A 20,793-nucleotide genomic window follows, 5' to 3' on the forward strand; every position below is an offset into this window, starting at 1 on the left:
AAAAGTTGACTTACTTCTTGAAGTTTTCCTGTGTGGCTATTATCTAGTTTCTTAATTTCCAAATACAATTGATTACTATAAATTACTTTACGAGGAACGCTTTCGTTTGATGAGGACGGTTTAATTATTGTAGAGGGGAAACTAATGACAACAAAATATTCAATCGGTATATCGCTAAGCCTTTGTTATTTAGCCATCTTTGAAGTCGATAACGTTGCATCTTAGCTTGCACAATAGGATTTTGAAACCCTTCTTCTTTAGCATCATCATCAATTCGTGTAACTTGACCATTACGATTAAACAATAATGTTCCATACCAATTTTTCGCTTCTAAAATAAGTAGATATCGTTCACTTAAAACAAGTGTATCAATTTGAAAGTACCCATTATTATCAGGTATTCTCAAATTATGTAAAATAAAGTATTTACCTTCTTCTAAAAATCCTAATGGATATTTCAACGCCTCCTCTCCCTTTACTTCCGCAAGTTTTACCTTCAGATCTGTTTGTACGCCCTCTTTCATCGTATGATTGCTGGAAATTCTACTATCTAGGACCTGTAGCTGTAATAGTTCTAGTGTTTTTTCATGGGGCTTTAATTCCATGACTCAACCTCCTTCGTCTAATTACATATCTATTCGACCTGCATGCTTCAATCTCCTTTTATTACAAACTATTTTTTATGATCATTTATTACCTGTTTATGATTGATTTCTTGTCGAATATGAGCGAATAATATATTTTATGAGCGCATCGGACACTCTTTTGAGCTAAAAAAAGAATTTATGATTCTCTCTAAACTCCCGCGCATAAATCTCGCTCCTCATCCCATCGCCAACCCGCTCCCATAAAAAAAAGCACCCCACCGGATGCTTTTCCCACAATCACAACTATTTCGTTGCTTTTATTAAACTTTTGACAATATGGTTTACTGGTTTATTGGGTACTTCGTGATGGTGGCGGCATCTTGGCTCATAGGATTCAGATGCACCTACTTGGATGATTGGATCATCATAGTTGGCAGGTTGTCCATTTATAAGTCGCTGTGTACGACTTGCTGGAGATCCACATACCGGACAGATTGCATTTAGCTTTGTAACAGATTCCGATAATGCCATTAATTTGGGCATTGGGCCAAACGGTTCCCCACGAAAATCTGTATCAAGACCTGCAACGATTACCCGAATACCTTGGTTTGCCAATTCATCTGCAACCTCTACAATATTCTCATCAAAAAACTGCACTTCATCGATTCCAACAATGTCAATGTCACCTGTTATATGATCGAGAATTTCATCCGAACTCTTCACTGGCCGTGCCATTGTAGACGTTCCATTATGTGAAACAACTGCTTCATCATCATAACGATTATCAATAGCAGGTTTAAATACGCGGACTGTTAAATTGCCATAGGTTGCACGACGAACTCTGCGGATTAATTCTTCAGACTTCCCAGAAAACATACTTCCACAGATCACTTCAACCCAACCACTTTGTTTCATTACGTACATGAAATGGGATCTCCCTTCTACTTATGTAAAATTAAGTTTATCACGAAATCATACATTAATTTATAAAAGCATTTGCGAATAAAATTATATAAAAACACGGTAAAGAAGACTCACCATGTAAATGTCCATTTGAAAGTAAAAAAACAGGCAAAGTATAGACAATTTGCCTGTTTTTTTATGAATCAGGTTGTCCACTGACAACCTCTTATTGCATATTATATTTCTTCTTGAATCGATCTACACGTCCGCCAACTTTGTCAGCTTTTTGCTTACCAGTGTAGAATGGATGAGATTCAGAACTAATTTCAACACGGATCAATGGGTATGTGTTACCATCTTCCCACTCGATTGTTTCCTCAGATTCAAGTGTTGAACCAGTCAAGAATTTGTAATCAGAGCTTGTATCTAGAAATACAACCTTCTTGTATTCTGGATGAATGTCCTTTTTCATGTCTTTCCACTCCTTTTTGCCCTGAGTCCCTTGGAAACAGAGTTTATTTTAAGAGCCGTCATAGGTGTTATACCTTAGCTTAACTCACTTTAAAAATTATAACAGTGTCGGCTCTTGTTTGCAATAGTCTAGCAGTATATTTCAGCCTAATAATGGTTACCAGTTGATAACATTATTTAGTAATACCTTTCCGCTTCATTTCTTCATCCATCTTATGAAGAAATTCTTCATTGGAACTAGATGTTTTTAGCTTACGTAAGAAACGCTCTAAGAAATCATGGGAATCCTGCATCGTTTTGCGGATTGCCCACATTTTATCCAAATGCCCTTTATCTACTAGCAACTCTTCTTTTCGCGTACTAGAACGTAGAATATCAATCGCAGGGAAGATACGGCGTTGTGCCAAATTACGATCAAGATGCAGTTCCATGTTACCTGTACCTTTAAATTCCTCGTAAATAACATCATCCATTCTCGATCCTGTTTCCACAAGCGCTGTTGCTAGAATGGTAAAACTTCCACCTTCTTCAATGTTTCTCGCCGCACCAAAGAATCGTTTTGGACGGTGAAATGCTGCAGGGTCGATCCCTCCAGACAATGTGCGCCCACTTGGTGGAATAACAAGGTTGTATGCACGCGCTAAACGTGTGATACTGTCCATTAACACGATGACATCACGTTTATGCTCTACTAAACGCATTGCTCTTTCTAATACCAATTCCGATACTTTGATATGACTTTCTGGCACTTCATCAAATGTTGAGGATACTACATCAACATCAGGGTGTACAGACCGCTCTATGTCGGTTACTTCCTCTGGTCGCTCATCAACTAATAAGATGATTAGCTTGGCATCCGGGTGATTTTTCGAAATGCTGTTTGCAATTTGCTTCAAAAGCATTGTTTTACCGGCTTTTGGTGGGGCAACGATTAGACCACGTTGTCCAAACCCAACAGGGGTCATCAAATCCATGATACGGGTAGAAAGACTATTTTGTTTTGTCTCTAGCTTCATTAGACGATCCGGGTATAGCGCCGTTAGGGCAGGAAAGTGAACTCGCTCCTTAGAAGTTTCTGGATCATCTCCATTAACAGCGTCTACATGTAATAATCCATAATATCGTTCATTCTCTTTTGGAGGTCGCACCTTTCCAGATACTTTATCCCCGTTACGTAAGTCAAAGCGACGAATTTGTGATGCAGAAATATAAATATCTTCAGCACTTGGAGAATAATTGATCGGTCGTAAAAAACCAAATCCCTCAGAAGGAATGATTTCTAATACACCATCCATAAATAAGAATCCATCTTTTTCTGCTTGTGCCTTTAAAATCGCAAAAATCAATTCTTTCTTCGTTAATTTTGCATAATAGGAGACTTTATATTCACGCGCCAACGCATAAATTTCTTTTAATGTTAATGTTTCTAATTTTGAAATTGTTAGTTCTGCCATAATCACCACGCCTATTCTTTTTTACATATTTACTATTTTGATAGAGTATTTTATATTTTTCATCATGATCGAATTGTTGAATTATTGAAAAGAAAGAAAAAATACATTCTCCTTAATTGCTACTCGGATCATAATGGATGAGATTCTCGCTTCATGATTGGTAGTATTATCTATTGAAGAAATGAAGGTTTTAGAAGATAGAATAGAAGTTTTAGGTACAATACGAATAACGTACGCATATTTTTTCTATGTATTAAAATAATAACCACTCAATAGATATATTAAACATATACAATATTACCCGTTTTACTAGTAAGATTCAATACCTTTTTAAACGAATGATGGAAGTCCTGGAGTTTTCTTTCATAAAGGGGGATAAGGGACATTTAAAAATGCCCCTTATCGTATGTTTTTAAGGCTCTATGACTAAGTTTGGTTTCTTTTGTAAGCTATGTTTTCCGTCTATAAATCTTACCGTTCCGCTTTTAGCACGCATAACTACCGTTTGTGTTGTTGCGTTAGTACCTTTAAACTGAACACCTTTTAGCAATTCACCATCGGTTACACCAGTTGCTGCAAAGATGGCATCATCTCCGCCACAAAAATCATCCATATAAAAAACTCTATTTGTATCGGAAATGCCCATTGCTTCACAACGAATTCGTTCTTCTTCATTTGAAGGAACAAGTTGACCTTGCATTTCACCACCGAGGCATTTTAACGCTACAGCTCCCAAAACACCCTCTGGTGCACCACCAATGCCAAATAAAATGTCGACACCTGTATCATCAAAAGCTGTATTAATTGCTGCAGCAACATCACCATCTGGTATTAGTTTAATACGTGCTCCTGCTTCACGGATTTCATCAATTAACTCTTGATGGCGCGGCCGATCCAATACGACTGCCACCAAATCTTCTATGTTCTTATGTTTGGCTTGTGCAACTGCTCGTAAATTATCGCTAATTGGAGCGTTTATATCAATCTTACCTACCGCTTCTGGTCCAACAGCTATTTTTTTCATGTACATATCTGGAGCATGTAGTAATTTGCCTTGATCCGCAATTGCTATTACTGCAAGAGCGTTCCATGTGCCTTGAGCAACAATTCTTGTTCCTTCTAACGGATCAACAGCGATATCGACTAATGGACCAGAACCAGTACCAAGCTCTTCACCAATGTAGAGCATCGGCGCTTCATCCATTTCCCCTTCGCCAATTACAACCTTACCTTGCATTGGAATTGTGTCGAATACATCACGCATGGCTGAGGTAGCCGCATCATCGGCTTCTTCCTTTTTCCCTAGCCCCATCCAGCGTGCAGAGGATAAAGCAGCCGCCTCTGTTACACGAACGATTTCCATTGTTAAGCTTCTTTCCATATCCATTCCCTCTCCCTTTTAGCTGTTCATAAAGGTCGGTAAATCCCACTTTTTGAACAGAATTTTAAAAAATAACCTCATCCCAAGAGAATTATATTTTAAAAAGTGAAGGGAATTGCAACAATGCTATCGTCTATGAATTTTGATATTGAATGATCTCTTCTTCACTCATATCTTCTCGCCATACTTTTGCACCTAGGCTATTTAACTTCTCTGTCATGTTTTCATAACCTCGATCAATATGGTCGAGACCAGTAATTTCCGTTATCCCATTGGCCATTAACCCTGCTATTACCAAAGCTGCTCCTGCTCGTAAATCGCTCGCTTTGACTCGAGCACCTTCTAGCTGGGTTGGACCAGAGACAATTACAGAACCACCTTCAACCTTTATTATAGCATTCATACGGCGCAATTCGTCAATATGCTTGAGTCGTGCTGAATAGATCGTATCGGTAATGATACCTGTATTATGTGCTTTTGTCATTAATGTGGTAAACGGTTGTTGGAGATCTGTCGGAAAGCCTGGATATACTAATGTTTTTATATCCACACTCTTTAGTGGGTTTCGTGGTGCAATGAGTAGCTGTTCGTCGCTGTCTTCTATGGTGACACCCATCTCTCTTAATTTTGCTAGAATGGACTCTAAATGCTGTGGAATCACGTTATCGATCACAACTTCATTCCCAGCTGCAGCCGCTGCAATGGCATAGGTACCTGCTTCAATCCGATCTGGGATTATGGTATGGCGACATCCATGTAGAGAAGGTACACCTTCGATTCGTATAACATCTGTCCCTACACCTTTAATCTTCGCTCCCATATTGGTTAACAAGGTCGCTACATCGATAATTTCCGGTTCTTTCGCTGCATTTTCAATGATTGTTTTTCCTTTGGCTTTCACAGCTGCAAGCATAATATTGATTGTTGCGCCTACACTAACTACGTCGAGGTAAATTCTTGCGCCTCTAAGCTCATTTGCCCTTAGGTAGATGGCACCCTGCTCATTCGTTACTTCAGCCCCTAATGCTTCAAAGCCTTTAATATGCTGATCAATGGGACGCGGACCTAAGAAACAGCCCCCAGGCAACCCGATAACCGCCTTGTTGAATTTACCAAGCATAGCACCCATAAAATAATACGATGCTCGTAGCTTTTTAACTTTTCCGTTCGGCAATGGCATCGATATCATATTCGCGGGATTAATATGAACGGTTTGATCCGGTCCCCACGAAACATCTCCACCAATTTCTTCTAACAATCCTCCCAGTGTATCGACATCTGAGATATTTGGTAGTCCTTCAATTGTTACTTGTGAATCTGCTAAAATTGCGGCCGGTAATAACGCAACAGCACTGTTCTTCGCACCGCTGATACGCACTTTTCCGTTTAATGTTCTTCCGCCTTCTACTATCATTTTCTGCATATCAAAACCCCACTTTTAGAGGCATCAAATTCATGATTTGATCTCTCTTTTTTTGAGTTTTATGTTGATTAGGCTGAATGGTATTTTATGCACCACCCAGCCTATTTGTTCATCTGCTTGCACCTTATTTGTGGGCGAATACGCCGCTTTTCGGATGCTTCAGCTTTTGTTATTCTAGCTTCAGCATCCAGCGTCTAGTGGACTTCCTTCATCTCCGTACAATAAGTCAACATCTTCCGCTACGCTCCAGTGTTTCCTTTATCTCCTTCGATTCAGTCCACTCCTTACGCCGCTTTTCGGATGCTTCAGCTTTTGTTATTATTCTTGACGCTTCTTCTGTTTTTCATGCTTAACTATTTTGTTTATTCCAATCAGCAAGGAATTTCTCAATACCTTGATCTGTTAATGGGTGTTTTACAAGTTGTCCGAGCACGTTGTAAGGAACGGTTGCAATGTTCGCTCCGTTTCGCGCTGCTTCTATAACATGTAATGGATGTCTGATCGATGCTGCAATAATCTCCGTTTTAATATCATGACGATCAAAAATTTCAGAAATGGTAGCTATTAACTCCATTCCATCATGACCAATATCATCCAAGCGTCCTAAAAATGGTGAAACATATGTAGCACCTGCTCGCGCTGCAAGTAGAGCTTGGTTAGCATTAAATATCAATGTGACATTTGTTTTTATATTAAGGTCACTAAATGCTTTTACAGCTTTTAAGCCTTCTAAGGTCATTGGTACTTTTACCGTAATGTTTGGAGCGATTGCTGCAAGGTCTTTCCCTTCCGCAATCATACCTGCTGCATCTTCAGCAATCACTTCTGCACTTACAGAACCAGATACTTCTGCCGTAATTTCTCTTAATCGCTCATGAAATGATACTCCTTCTTTTGCAACAAGACTTGGATTCGTCGTAACTCCTGCTAAAATCCCAAGCTCATTTGCGGAACGAATATCATCAATGTTCGCTGTGTCTACGAAAAATTTCATAAAACGATCCCCACCCTATTTTAGATTAATTAAGCTTGATTGGAAGAACCAAATTCGCGCATTTTACCAATAACAGTTTGCTTAATTGCTTCCGTACCAGGTCCTAAGTATTTACGTGGATCATATAGATTAGGCTTTTCTTCTAGTACTTTACGAACTGTTTTAGCTTGTGCTAATTGGTTTTCTGTGTTCACATTAATTTTTGCAGTACCTAAAGAAATTGCTTTTTGGATATCTTTCGTTGGAATACCAGTACCTCCGTGTAATACTAATGGTACATTAACAGCGTTTAGAATCTCTTCCATTTCTTTGAATCCTAGGTTTGGCTCACCTTGATATTCACCATGAACAGAACCAAGTGCTGGTGCTAAGCAATCAACGCCCGTTTCCTGAACCAAGCTTTTACATTCATTTAAGTCCGCATAATTAATTCCACCAATAACACCATCTTCTTCTCCACCAACAGTTCCTACTTCTGCTTCAACAGAAACGCCGTGAATATGTGCCAATTCAACTACTTTTTTCGTCACTTCAATATTTTCTTCAATCGGATGGTGAGATCCATCGATCATAACAGAAGTGAATCCTGCATGAATCGCTTGTGCACATTTTTCGAAGCTTGAACCATGGTCTAAATGGATGGCAACTGGTACAGTCGTTCCATAAGATTCCATCAATGCTTCAACCATTGAAACAACAACATTAAAGCCGCCCATGTATTTTCCAGCACCTTCAGAAACACCTAAAATTACTGGTGATTTCTCTTCCTCAGCTGCTTGAAGAATAGCTTGAGCATATTCTAAATTATTTAAATTAAACTGTCCTACCGCATACCCGTTGTCTTTCCCTTTTTCTAGCATCTCTTTCATCGATACTAATGGCATATAGGTATCCTCCTTCATAGATGAATCAATTATATTTTTATCTTCTTAATAAGAATACCAAGTCGCGCACCAAGTAGCAAGAAATGAGAGCACTTCTACAACAGGCAAACTTTTTGAAAAATTTAATTGATTATGCCAATATTGATTGAACTTCTTGTACTACGTCTAGCACATTAAAAGGTTTCGCTAGAATAGACTTCACATTGGAAATATCCTTAGTTTCTTCCGTTATTTTCTCCACAAGTCCACTCATTACAACAGTAGGTACTTCCGTTTTTTCTCTGTCTAATTTCTTTAAAATTTCCAAACCATCTACAATAGGTAGCTTATAATCTAGTATCATCAAACTAATGGAGTGTGCATTTAGCTTATCCAAAGCTTCTTTACCAGTTTTTGCTGTAATAACTTTATATCCCTCATTTGTTAAAATATCTTCAAGTAGTAACCGGATTCCATGTTCATCATCTACAACTAGTATTTCTTTGTCCATTTTAATACTCCATCCCCCTTTACCCTATATACGTTATTCGACAAATAGTAGGATAGTCCTTCTTTTTAGCGAACAACTTTTCAGGTTTTATTTTTATTTTGTAAACGGAATTTGTCCACACTGATAAGCAGACCAAAACCTTTTTCCCTATTTTTGGGATTCCTAAACCTATATATGTTAATATAGCAAAAAAAGTCACATATGATCGTAAATTACCGAACATTTGTGACTTTTTTACTGGTTGGGAAATTGGTTATATTTAGGGAATAAAATGAATCTTTACAAGCACTTGTAAGAACAACGCGGGTATTGCATGCTTAACCTTTCTCCGTTCGTTTTATAGCGCGCGCCCTCTTTCTAGGACTAAATACTCGCTTAGGAAAACTACGAAGTAAATAAAAGATCCTTAATTATTATTATTATATTCAACTGAAGCACCGATGAATCCTAAGAATAGGTTCTGTGCCCTTGTTGGTCGAGATTTAAATTCAGGATGAAACTGACTTGCAACAAACCATGGGTGATTTTCAATTTCAATTGTTTCCACTAATCTTCCATCTGGACTCGTACCTGAGAATACAAAACCATTTGCTTCCATTTGATCACGGTATTCATTGTTAAATTCATAACGATGGCGATGACGTTCCTCTACTACATCAGCATTGTTATATGCAGCTTTTGTTTTTGTTCCATCTTTTAATTTACAAGGGTATATTCCTAGACGTAATGTTCCACCTAAATCCTCAACATCCTTTTGTTCTGGTAATAAATCAATAATCGGGTAAGGTGTGCTTGGGTCTATCTCTGCCGAATGTGCACCGTCAAGTCCGAGTACATTTCGAGCAAATTCCACTGTTGCTAGCTGCATTCCTAAGCATATCCCCAAGAATGGAACGTTGTTTTCACGAGCATATTGAATCGCTGCTATTTTCCCTTCAATGCCCCGGTCTCCAAATCCACCTGGAACAATGATTCCATCAACCTTAGATAGTTCATCCTTTATGGTGTCCTTATCTAATTTTTCAGAGTTAATCCAATGTACACGAATATCGGAATCATAAGCATATCCAGCATGCTTCAAGGATTCAACTACGGAAATATAGGCATCTGGAAGTTCGACGTATTTACCAACCAACCCAATATCAATTGTTTTAGATAGGCCACGAACTTTCTCCACTAACTGCTTCCATTCGACCATATCCGCAGCATTACATTCTAATCCGAAATGATCACAAGTTAATTGATCTAGGTGCTGTTCCTGCAATGCAATTGGAACTTCATAAAGAATTTCAGCATCACGCATTTCAATAACTGCTCGTTCATTAATATCACAAAATAGAGCTATTTTTTCTTTCATTTCTTTGCTTATGGAATGCTCGGTACGCAGTACGATGGCATCAGGCTGAATTCCGAGTGAACGTAGTTCCTTTACACTATGTTGTGTCGGTTTTGTCTTCATTTCTCCTGCTGCTTTAATATAAGGAACAAGTGTACAGTGGATATACATAACATGATCTTTTCCAATGTCACTTTTAATTTGGCGAATTGCTTCAAGGAACGGCAATGATTCAATATCCCCTACGGTTCCACCGATTTCAGTAATTACAACATCCGCGTTGGTCGCTTCACCAGCACGAAATACCTGTTCCTTTATTTCATTGGTTATGTGTGGAATTACTTGTACGGTGCCACCTAGGTAATCACCTCGGCGCTCCTTTTTAATTACACTGGAATAGACTTTACCGGTTGTAATATTGCTGTATTTATTTAAATTAATATCAATAAAGCGTTCATAATGTCCTAAATCAAGGTCTGTTTCTGCTCCATCATCTGTAACAAAAACTTCCCCATGCTGATATGGGCTCATTGTCCCTGGGTCAACATTGATATACGGATCAAACTTTTGAATTGTAACCTTCAACCCTCGATTTTTTAAAAGGCGGCCTAATGAAGCTGCTGTAATCCCTTTTCCTAGTGATGATACCACGCCACCTGTGACAAATATATATTTAGTCACCATGCATCCCTCTTTCTGTTGAATTTAAAAAATATATAAATTAAAATAAAACGCCAATCCATGAAGGGTCCCACTATTCCTAGACTTGGAAGTGGGATGAGCTTGCTCTATTCTTACACGGGAATAACATTTTTTCGATCTTCATCTCTATACCCTTTATTGTGCGCAATAAACGTTACAAGAATCGTCCTTTTTTTCATTAGAATAAATGACATATTCCTACCTTTATGGCGAATGTCATTCTTCATTTATGCAAGTTAGATATTTTTTCGTTGCTTATTAGCCAAAAATCTTACATAAAATAAGAAAAGCGCCTCCCTGAATAGGGAAACGCTTTGTTACGAAATTTAAAGAGCCCAATAAGAATTGTACTCATAGGTTACCAAAAAGTCAAGCACACTTTTCCAACCCTTATTTTTCTTCCTCTTCATCATCTTCTGTATCATCGTCTTCTTGATCATCGTCTAGATCTTCATCAAAGTCGTCGAAGTCATCATCTATTTCATCAAAATCTTCGTCTTCATCATCAGCAAATCCATCGACTAATTCCTCAACATCACCATCTACGATATCAAGGTCTTCTGCTTCGATGTCTATTTCATCATCTTCAATAACTTCTTTCTTTTTCTTCTTCGCTTTTTTCTTTTTCTTCTTTGGTGCTAAATTAACTTCCTCATCCATTTGTTCTACTGGATACCAGCGCTTCAATCCCCACATGTTGGAACCAAGCGTCATGAAACGACCATCGATGTTTAAGTCCGTATAGAACTGAGCAATAAATTCTTCCTTTTGCTCATTGGTGAACTCTTTCATTTCAGCAATTTTATCAAAGATCTCTCTGAAGTTTATAGCCTTCTTTTCATCCAATAAGATTAAATGTGCCAACTCAATCATTGACATGTTTTTTAATTCCTCGCGGCCAAAGTTATCTAAGCTCACGGTACCGCACTCCCTTTTCTATTGTTTTTATGGCATTTGCCTTCTTCGTATTATCATTTATGTATTTACTTAACCAAGAGAAAGGTAATAATTATCCTTTCTATCACGCAGTATAAACCATATCATACATTATAAACAAATCATAACGGATTATGCTACTAAAAAAGACATATTTGTAGGTGAAAAATAAAGATAACCTTCAATCAGTGGGGTGTTCCCCCTCCAACTTAACCTCTTTGGTTTCACCACTTAGGTTGTAGCGGTGGCCTTACGACGCTAAGGAAGTGCTAGTGCCAACATGCGATCGGCCGGCGCATTATGTCAGTCTGCCAATTACAAGGCAGAATCTACGAATTTTAAATAATAAAAGGCTGGTTCACTAATACTACTTAAACCAACCTTTTCATTTTTCATCATCATATTTTCTGTATGTGAAAACCCGTATTATTTATACTAGGAATTACACTTGTGCTGATTAAAATCGATTACCATGCGACCTTGAATCTTACCTTGCTCCATTTCTTCGAATATATCTTGAACTTCATGTAAACACCTAGTTTGCACAACTGGAACAACTTTTCCTTCTGCCCCAAATTGGAAGGCTTCTTCTAAATCCTTACGAGTACCAACCAATGAACCAACTACTTCAATACCATCAAGGACAAGACGTGGAATACTTAAATCCATAGTCTCTGATGGTAAACCGACTGCAATTACTTTACCACAAGCACGAACAGCATTTACAGCTGAGTTAAATGCTGTTTTTGAAACTGCTGTTACAACGGCGGAATGTGCACCACCGACTTGTTGAATAATTATATCAGCATCACCCTGAGTATTAGGGTTAATTGTCATATCTGCTCCTATTTCCTTCGCTAGTGCTAGTTTATCTTCATTAATGTCTACCGCTATTACTTTCGCATTAAACACATGTTTTGCGTATTGGATTGCTAGATTACCCAATCCACCACAACCATATATTACAATCCATTGGCTAGGTTTTATATCAGCAACCTTAATGGCTTTATACGTAGTAACACCAGCGCATGTTATACTACTTGCTTGTGCAGGATCCAGACCTTCTGGAACTTTCACTGCATAATCAGCAGTTACAATACATTGTTCTGCCATTCCACCATCTATGCTATAACCTGCGTTTTTAACATTACGGCAAAATGTTTCTCTGCCAGTTGTACAATACTCACACATTCCACATGACTCAAACATCCATGCAACGCTTACTCGATCACCAATCTTTAAGCTAGTAACATCATCAGCCACTTTAGATATAACACCTATACCTTCATGACCAAGGATACGCCCCTCCACATTACCAAAATCACCAGCAGCTACATGTAAATCAGTATGACAAACTCCACAATATTCAATATCTACTAAAGCTTCCCCTGATTGTAATGGTCTAATTTCCTTTTCAATAACTTCAACATTTGTTTTGTTATTTGGATTAACTACTACCGCTTTCATACATGACCACTCCTTTAATTTTAACACCTTTTGAGGCGCTTATTGACTACAAATTCAGCATAACATGGTTTATGGAATGTATGATTGTGAAATATTGAACATAATTTGAATTTTAATTGCATTATCTAATCCATTTCAACTACCTCGAAAAAAGTTGAGAAAGCAGTAATGCCTTCTCAACTCCTCTTTATACATTATCGAAATTACATATTCCTACGATATTGTCCGCCCACTTCATATAGTGCATTGGTAATCTGACCTAAACTTGCGACTTTAACGGTTTCCATTAACTCAGCAAATATATTGCCACCTGAAGCCGCTACTTCCTTCAATCGTGTTAATGCATTTTCCACTTGAGTTTCATTCCTCTGCTGGAATTTATGGAGTTCACTAATTTGATGCTCTTTCTCTTCTTTTGTCGCACGAGCAAGCTCCATGGAATCAATCTCTTCTTCTGATGGAGGATTAGGATTTAAATACGTGTTCACACCAATTATTGGTAGTTCTCCAGAGTGTTTTTTCCCTTCGTAATATAAGGACTCTTCCTGGATTTTCCCTCGTTGATATTGTCGTTCCATGGCCCCAAGAACTCCCCCACGGTCATTAATTCGCTCAAACTCTTGTAAAACTGCTTCTTCAACAAGATCTGTTAATTCATCTACAATAAAAGATCCTTGTAATGAGTTTTCGTTTTTGGTTAATCCAAATTCTCGATTAATGATCATTTGAATGGCCATCGCTCGTCGCACCGATTCCTCTGTTGGTGTTGTAATGGCCTCATCATATGCATTGGTATGCAACGAGTTTGTATTATCCTGAATCGCAAGTAATGCTTGTAAAGTCGTACGAATATCATTAAAGTCAATTTCCTGCGCATGAAGCGAACGCCCCGAAGTTTGAATATGATACTTTAATTTTTGACTACGTTCATTCGCACCATATTTATCACGCATTGTAATTGCCCAAATGCGGCGGGCTACACGGCCAATCACCGTATATTCTGGATCAAGCCCATTTGAAAAGAAGAACGATAGGTTTGGTGCAAATTTATTAATATCCATTCCCCTACTTAAGTAATATTCCACATACGTAAATCCATTTGCTAGTGTAAATGCTAGCTGTGTAATCGGATTTGCACCTGCTTCCGCAATATGGTAACCCGAAATAGATACAGAGTAATAATTTCGAACCTCGTTATCAATAAAATACTGCTGAATATCCCCCATCATTCGTAAAGCAAATTCAGTCGAGAAGATACACGTATTTTGCCCTTGGTCCTCTTTTAAAATGTCCGCCTGTACCGTTCCACGTACAACAGCTAATGTTTCTGCTTTCATTTTTTCATATTCTTCCACACTTGGCTCTCTACCTTGTTCTTCTTTAAATTTAGTTAGCTGCTGATCAATGGCAGTATTAAAGAACATCGCCAAAATAATTGGCGCTGGCCCGTTTATTGTCATAGATACAGATGTTTTCGGATCCGTTAAGTCAAAACCATCATATAGTTTTTTCATATCCTCTAGGGTACAAATATTGACACCACTTTCGCCAACTTTCCCGTAAATGTCAGGTCGGTGTGCAGGATCTTCGCCATAAAGTGTCACCGAGTCAAAAGCTGTCGATAATCGTTTGGCATCCTCATTTTTGGATAAGTAATGGAAGCGACGATTGGTTCGTTCTGGTGTTCCCTCTCCAGCAAATTGTCGAGTAGGATCCTCCCCTTTTCGTTTAAAAGGAAATACTCCTGCTGTAAACGGAAATGCACCCGGTACATTTTCTTTTAATAGCCAGGTTAAGCGTTCGCCCCAGTCCGTATATTTGGGGAATGCTACCTTAGGGACTTTTATTCCAGCCAATGATTCGGTAACGATATCCATTTTAATTTCTTTATCTCGAATGTTGAATGTCATGGTTTCTTGATCATATTTTTCTTTGGTTGAATCCCAAGAATCCAGTAATTTCTTCGCCTTCGGATCGAGTTCTTCCTCATACGCTTTTATTTTTTCATCAATTGTGTGTACGATGTCATCCTCATCCAATATATCTTTAGAGCCTTGCAGTTGATACAGTTTTCTAGCAATATCACTTTGTTTCGCTGTGTTTTTGTGGTAATTCCGTACATGTGTTGCAATTTCACGTAAATAGTGACGTCGCTCATTCGTAATAATTAGGTTTTGCTTTTCTGAAATTGTATTACGGTCAAATTTCACTTCTTCGTTCCATTGATACTTTTCGTTCAGTGTATCCACTAACGAGGCAAATAACGCATTCGTTCCAGCATCATTAAACTGACTAGCAATTGTACCGAATACAGGAAAGCCTTCCTTATCTTGATGGAAAAGCATATGGCTTCGCTCGTACTGTTTACGCACTTGATTAAGGGCATCCTCAGACCCCTTTTGTTCAAATTTGTTAATGACAATAAAATCAGCATAGTCAATCATGTCGATTTTTTCTAATTGTGTCGGTGCTCCGAACTCAGCTGTCATGACATACATCGACAAGTTGGTAACTTCTGTAATCGCAGCATCCCCTTGACCAATTCCACTCGTTTCGACAATGATAAAATCAAAACCAGATGCTCGAATAACATCGATGACATCTTGAATCGATTTCGATAATTCACTTCTCGAATCCCGAGTAGCTAACGAACGCATGTATACACGATCAGTAAAAATCGCATTCATGCGAATTCGATCCCCTAATAAAGCACCACCTGTTTTTCGTTTCGTTGGGTCAATCGAAATAATCGCTATTTTTTTATCTGGAATTTCGTTGATAAAACGTCGGATTAACTCGTCGGTAAGGGAGCTTTTACCAGCCCCACCCGTTCCAGTAATCCCTAATACCGGTTTATCGTCGCTTCCCATTTCCTTTAACTCATTCAATACCGCTTGTTTTTCGTCATCATCCACTTCATCATTTTCTATATAGGTGATAAATCGGCCGATTGTTTGACGATCTCCTTGGGCGAGTTTTTCTTTATCCTTATTTAGATCTATTGGTGGGATAAAATCACATTCCTCCAGCATTTGATTGATCATCCCTTGCAACCCATATTCCCTACCATCATCTGGAGAGAAAATACGCGCAACCCCATATTCATGGAGTTCTTTGATTTCGCGTGGAATGATAACACCGCCACCGCCGCCATACACCTTAATATGATCTGCTCCAAGCTCTTTTAGAAGGTCTATCATATATTTAAAATATTCTACATGCCCGCCTTGATAGGAAGAAATCGCAATCCCTTGCGCATCCTCTTGAATGGCAGCGTGCACAACATCTTCTACCGAGCGATTGTGTCCTAAATGAATTACTTCGGCTCCACTCGATTGAAGAATTCTTCTCATGATATTAATGGAAGCATCATGCCCATCAAAAAGACTAGATGCCGTAACAAACCGAACATGGTGTTTTGGTTTGTAGACCTGTACTTGTTCCATTTTCAAGCCCCCTTCTTCATTTTTCAAAGTTGTTTATCGAACCACCCGACACAACGATGGCTTCGTTCGTTTATATTAAATTCAACTTTTGCCATTCTTGTTTTTTACGGATAACTTCCCTGCACGTATAATGGAAAGTAAACCCTACTACTTCCTTTCCGGAAAGCTTACTCTTGAACCGAAAGAGATTGCATTAAATAATGGATTTGCCGATCGATGTACTCCTCAAGCGTGAATTGTTTTTGCAACATCCACCTTCGAAAGCCCCACATTTGCCCTTGGATGAAAATGTTGTTCGCGATGAGTTCGGCATCTTGATCGGATATTTCTACCTTTACGCATGTTTTTATTACCCGCTCCAACATTCCGACCATAGCTCGTTCCTTCTCTAATACATACTCCAACGTATCCTTTTTCAATGACTTCACTTCCTGATACATAATCAACACTTCTTCCTGCATTTCATCCATTAGCTCGAAGTAGGAGCGAATGACATTGATAAAGTTTTCCATGGAAGGCTGCTGCAAATCAATTTTTGCTTCGAGTCGCTCTCGCACTTGTTCGTAAATCGAGTCACAAACTAAGAATAATACATCTTCTTTCGTTCGAATGTACTCATAAAGTGTTCCAATACTAAAACCGGATTCCTTGGCGATTTCCCGTGTTGTTGTCCGATGAAAACCCTTGTCTTTAAAGAGTGAAATAGCACCCTTAATCATTTGGTTACGCCGCTTTTCAATTAACTCCCGATCTTTAACAGAAGAAAGGACTTCATTATCATTCATGCTTCGTCCCCCCTTCCAGTTTCCATTTTTGTAGCCACGTTTTAGCTAATTGATAGGGGTCATCATCCGGATCGATTGCAGGCAAGTCATTTCTTGTTTCGATAAACGTCTTCACATCACGCCATATTTCTTCACGTATAAGTTCATATACTTCTAATTGCTTTTGCTCCGTTCGTTTGACTTTCCCTTCTGAAGTAGCATACAAATAATCTCGATGCGCTTTCATCTTTTCCCATAATTCATCGATTCCTTTGTTTTCTGTAGAAACTGTTTTAACAATGGCCGTTTGATGGTGCTCGGTCATCGTCATCATGACAAGTTCTCTCAGTAGCGCCTTTAACTTCCCAACACCGTGTAAGTCCGCTTTGTTGATAACAAATAAATCGGCGATTTCCATAATACCTGCTTTGAAAATTTGCAAGACGTCTCCACTGTTTGGTGTTAATACAACGGCTGTTGTGTCTACAATTTTCATAATATCTAGTTCTGATTGACCGACACCAACTGTCTCGACGATGACCACATCAAATCCAAATGCATCACATATTCGTACCGCATCCTTGGTTGCACGTGCTAAGCCTCCTAGACTTCCTCTCGTTGCCATACTTCGGATAAACACACCATCATCGGTAAAATGTTCATTCATCCGCACACGATCTCCAAGTAATGCCCCACCGCTGAACGGACTTGTTGGATCCACCGCTATTACAGCTACTGTTTTCCCCTCTGATCGAATATGCGATATTAAGCGATTAACCAATGAACTTTTTCCAGCCCCAGGTGATCCAGTAAGCCCAATATAGATCGCATTTTTTTTCAATGCAAAAACATCACTTAATAGTTCGAGCTTATCCTCATGATCGTTTTCAACTAAGGTGATCGCTTTAGCAAGTCCTCGTATATCCTTTTGCTTAATCCGTTCAACTAAGGCATGCATTTAGAAACTCCCTTTCTACTTCGTTACCATTCTTCCAATGACAAGACGTTGCACTTCTTGTGTTCCTTCATAAATTTGAGTGATTTTTGCATCACGCATATAGCGCTCTACTGGATAATCCTTCGTGTAACCATATCCGCCAAAGACTTGAACCGCTTCTACTGTGATGCGCATTGCAGCATCGCCAGCAAATAGCTTAGACATTGCAGATGCTTTTCCATATGGTAGCCCCTCTGACTCTAACCATGCCGCTTGATAGGTTAAGAGGCGAGCCGCTTCCACTTCCGTTGCCATGTCCGCTAGTTTAAAAGAAATCCCTTGGTTATGTGCGATTGGCTTACCGAATTGCTCCCGTTCTTTCGCATAATTCGTGGACGCATCTAAAGCACCTTGCGCAATACCTAGTGCTTGTGCCGCAATCCCATTTCTTCCACCGTCAAGCGTGGTCATGGCAATTTTAAAGCCTTCTCCCTCTGCTCCAAGTAGATTTTCTTTTGGCACACGACAATTTTCGAAAATAAGCTCGGTTGTTGGCGACGAACGAATCCCCAATTTTTTCTCTTTTTTGCCGAATGTAAATCCTTCTGTTCCTTTTTCGACAATAAATGCGCTAATGCCCTTATGTTTGGCATCTACGTCGGTTTTTGCAAAAACAACGTAAATATCCGCCACGCCACCATTAGTAATCCAAACTTTATTGCCATTTAGTACGTAGTGATCTCCGTCTAATTTGGCTGTTGTCCGCATGGAAGCAACGTCACTACCTGCCCCCGGCTCCGATAATGCATAGGCACCTAACGCCTCACCCGTTGCTAATCGGTGGAGAAAGGTTTTCTTTTGCTCTTCGTTTCCATATTTGTAAATTGGCCAGCTGGCTAGAGATAAATGTGCAGACAATGTTACACCTGTTGATGCACAAACCCGAGACAGCTCCTCGACAGCAATTACATAACTCACATAATCGGAGCCAATTCCTCCATATTCCTCCGGCCAAGGGATACCTGTTAACCCTAATTCAGCCATTTTATCGAAAATTTCTCTATCAAAACGTTCTTCCTCATCTCGTTCTGCTGCGGTCGGTTCCACCTCATTTGTTGCAAAATCACGCACCATTTTACGTAGCATTTCCTGTTCTTCGGTTAATTGAAAGTTCATTGTTTGTTCCTCCTTTAATCATTCAATAGATGTTTGGCAATTACCATATGTTGAATCTCATTGGTTCCTTCATATATTTCCGTGATTTTTGCATCACGGAAAAAGCGCTCTGCTGGATAATCTTCTGTATACCCATAGCCGCCATACACTTGAACAGCTTCGATAGCCGTTTTCATCGCAGTCTTTGAGGCATACATCTTCGCCATGGAAGCTTCTTTGCCACAAGGGATACCTTGTTGGACGAATGATGCAGCACGATAGACTAATAGTTTTGCAGCTTCCACCTCGGTTGCCATATCGGCAAGCTTGAAAGAGATTCCTTGATTATGAGCAATTGGTTTCCCAAATTGTTCACGTTCTTTTGCATAGCTCGCAGCATGTTCAAACGCAGCTTCAGCAATCCCTAATGATTGAGCAGCAATTCCTATACGACCAACATTAAGGTTAGCCATGGCAATCTTAAATCCTTCCCCTTCTTTTCCGAGAAGCTGTTCTTTAGGAACGCGACATTGGTCAAAGCTAAGCTGTACGGTGCTGGACCCATGTAACCCCATTTTCTTTTCCTTTTTACCAATGTGTAATCCAGGTGTATCCTTTTCAAGGATAAACGCGCTAATGCGGTTGGGGTTGGATCCATCTCCTGTACGCGCAAAGGTTACATATGTATCGGCATATCCTCCATTGGTAATGAATATTTTTGATCCATTTAAAATGTAATGATCGCCATCTCTTTTTGCAGTGGTTCTCATTCCTTTCACGTCCGAGCCTGCACCAGGTTCGGTTAATGCAAATGCACCCAAATATTCTCCAGATGCTAATTTAGGGATATAATGATTCTTTTGCTCTTCCGTGCCGAAGTATAAAATCGGATTCGTTCCAACAGATGTATGGACCGACAAAACTACCCCTAATGTCGCACTAACCTTAGATAGTTCATGAATAGCAATAATATAGGATGTATAATCCATCCCTGCCCCTCCATAATTATCAGGAATGGGAATCCCCATTATGCCTAGCTCCCCCATTTGCTGCAAAATTTCTTTTGGGAATCGATCCTCCGCTTCCATTCTAGGGATTTCTTTAGCAACCTCATTCTGAGCAAAATCACGAACCATCTTACGCATCATTGTCTGTTCCTCTGTAAAATGTAGGTTCATTGGAGAACCTCCTTTCTTTGATCGAGTTATAACGAGTTAGACAGGTTATCACCCGTTTCGTGGAAGTTATCGACGTTTGTTTTGCGGTATCAACCGTTTCCCGGGCGGTATCGACGTTCGTTTTGCGTTATCAACCGTTTAACTGGAATTATCGACGTTTGTTTTGTGTTATCAACCGTTTTCCGGCCGTTATCGACGTTTGTTCCGGGGTATCAACCGTTTGACCGGGGTTATCGACGTTTGTTCCAAGTTATCAACCATTTTCCAGGTGTTATCGACGTTCGTT

At 39.2% G+C, this 20,793-nt stretch carries 19 protein-coding genes; 1 reads left to right on the top strand and 18 read right to left on the bottom strand.

The window, feature by feature from the left end:
* Positions 1 to 124 precede the first annotated feature (124 nt).
* From BMX40_RS16175 to BMX40_RS16255, 18 genes are all read right to left on the bottom strand, one after another.
* On the bottom strand, positions 125 to 604 hold the full coding sequence (locus BMX40_RS16175; protein ID WP_090871844.1) for a nuclease-related domain-containing protein: 480 nt from the start codon (positions 602 to 604) through the stop codon (positions 125 to 127).
* 285 nt (positions 605 to 889) lie between these two features.
* Positions 890 to 1,510, bottom strand: a complete 621-nt coding sequence (locus tag BMX40_RS16180) for a thymidine kinase (protein ID WP_090871846.1) — start codon at positions 1,508 to 1,510, stop codon at positions 890 to 892.
* A gap of 205 nt (positions 1,511 to 1,715) precedes the next feature.
* A complete protein-coding gene (locus BMX40_RS16185) occupies positions 1,716 to 1,961 on the bottom strand; it encodes a type B 50S ribosomal protein L31 (protein WP_090871848.1) in 246 nt (81 codons plus the stop codon).
* Positions 1,962 to 2,133: 172 nt separating this feature from the next.
* Positions 2,134 to 3,414, bottom strand: a complete 1,281-nt coding sequence (gene rho / locus BMX40_RS16190) for a transcription termination factor Rho (RefSeq protein ID WP_090871850.1) — start codon at positions 3,412 to 3,414, stop codon at positions 2,134 to 2,136.
* A 412-nt stretch (positions 3,415 to 3,826) separates the two neighbouring features.
* Positions 3,827 to 4,795, bottom strand: a complete 969-nt coding sequence (gene glpX / locus BMX40_RS16195; protein ID WP_090871881.1) for a class II fructose-bisphosphatase — start codon at positions 4,793 to 4,795, stop codon at positions 3,827 to 3,829.
* 133 nt (positions 4,796 to 4,928) lie between these two features.
* The gene (locus BMX40_RS16200; protein WP_090871852.1) at positions 4,929 to 6,218 is read right to left on the bottom strand and encodes a UDP-N-acetylglucosamine 1-carboxyvinyltransferase; all 1,290 of its coding nucleotides are present in this window, start codon (positions 6,216 to 6,218) and stop codon (positions 4,929 to 4,931) included.
* A 349-nt stretch (positions 6,219 to 6,567) separates the two neighbouring features.
* A complete protein-coding gene (gene fsa / locus BMX40_RS16205) occupies positions 6,568 to 7,212 on the bottom strand; it encodes a fructose-6-phosphate aldolase (RefSeq protein WP_090871854.1) in 645 nt (214 codons plus the stop codon).
* Between the two features lie 29 nt (positions 7,213 to 7,241).
* A complete protein-coding gene (fba, locus tag BMX40_RS16210) occupies positions 7,242 to 8,096 on the bottom strand; it encodes a class II fructose-1,6-bisphosphate aldolase (RefSeq protein ID WP_090871857.1) in 855 nt (284 codons plus the stop codon).
* Between the two features lie 130 nt (positions 8,097 to 8,226).
* Entirely contained in the window at positions 8,227 to 8,586 is a 360-nt protein-coding gene (locus tag BMX40_RS16215) for a response regulator (protein WP_090871858.1), read from the bottom strand.
* Positions 8,587 to 8,992: 406 nt separating this feature from the next.
* Positions 8,993 to 10,603, bottom strand: a complete 1,611-nt coding sequence (locus tag BMX40_RS16220) for a CTP synthase (protein ID WP_090871883.1) — start codon at positions 10,601 to 10,603, stop codon at positions 8,993 to 8,995.
* A 113-nt stretch (positions 10,604 to 10,716) separates the two neighbouring features.
* On the bottom strand, positions 10,717 to 10,851 hold the full coding sequence (locus BMX40_RS20825) for a hypothetical protein (RefSeq protein ID WP_280139688.1): 135 nt from the start codon (positions 10,849 to 10,851) through the stop codon (positions 10,717 to 10,719).
* A 163-nt stretch (positions 10,852 to 11,014) separates the two neighbouring features.
* On the bottom strand, positions 11,015 to 11,542 hold the full coding sequence (gene rpoE, locus BMX40_RS16225) for a DNA-directed RNA polymerase subunit delta (RefSeq protein WP_090871860.1): 528 nt from the start codon (positions 11,540 to 11,542) through the stop codon (positions 11,015 to 11,017).
* Positions 11,543 to 11,995: 453 nt separating this feature from the next.
* On the bottom strand, positions 11,996 to 13,027 hold the full coding sequence (gene adhP / locus BMX40_RS16230) for an alcohol dehydrogenase AdhP (RefSeq protein WP_090871862.1): 1,032 nt from the start codon (positions 13,025 to 13,027) through the stop codon (positions 11,996 to 11,998).
* A 203-nt stretch (positions 13,028 to 13,230) separates the two neighbouring features.
* Complete coding sequence (icmF, locus tag BMX40_RS16235) at positions 13,231 to 16,473, bottom strand: fused isobutyryl-CoA mutase/GTPase IcmF (protein WP_090871864.1); 3,243 nt, start codon at positions 16,471 to 16,473, stop codon at positions 13,231 to 13,233.
* Between the two features lie 167 nt (positions 16,474 to 16,640).
* Positions 16,641 to 17,258, bottom strand: a complete 618-nt coding sequence (locus BMX40_RS16240) for a TetR/AcrR family transcriptional regulator (protein ID WP_090871867.1) — start codon at positions 17,256 to 17,258, stop codon at positions 16,641 to 16,643.
* On the bottom strand, positions 17,251 to 18,195 hold the full coding sequence (meaB, locus tag BMX40_RS16245; RefSeq protein WP_090871869.1) for a methylmalonyl Co-A mutase-associated GTPase MeaB: 945 nt from the start codon (positions 18,193 to 18,195) through the stop codon (positions 17,251 to 17,253). The genes BMX40_RS16240 and meaB overlap by 8 nt, the downstream gene beginning before the upstream one ends.
* A gap of 15 nt (positions 18,196 to 18,210) precedes the next feature.
* Positions 18,211 to 19,350 (bottom strand): acyl-CoA dehydrogenase, encoded by a 1,140-nt coding sequence (locus BMX40_RS16250; RefSeq protein WP_090871871.1) that lies wholly within the window; start codon positions 19,348 to 19,350, stop codon positions 18,211 to 18,213.
* A 14-nt stretch (positions 19,351 to 19,364) separates the two neighbouring features.
* Positions 19,365 to 20,507: an acyl-CoA dehydrogenase gene (locus tag BMX40_RS16255; protein ID WP_090871873.1), complete on the bottom strand. Its 1,143-nt coding sequence runs from the start codon at positions 20,505 to 20,507 to the stop codon at positions 19,365 to 19,367.
* Positions 20,508 to 20,588: 81 nt separating this feature from the next.
* On the opposite strand from BMX40_RS16255, the gene BMX40_RS20565 reads away from it, so the two are divergent.
* Positions 20,589 to 20,793, top strand: a 205-nt coding sequence (locus tag BMX40_RS20565) for a hypothetical protein (RefSeq protein ID WP_211753633.1), incomplete at its 3' end; no start/stop codon positions are given.

Source organism: Oceanobacillus limi, from assembly GCF_900111445.1.
Lineage (GTDB): Bacteria > Bacillota > Bacilli > Bacillales > Amphibacillaceae > Ornithinibacillus > Ornithinibacillus limi.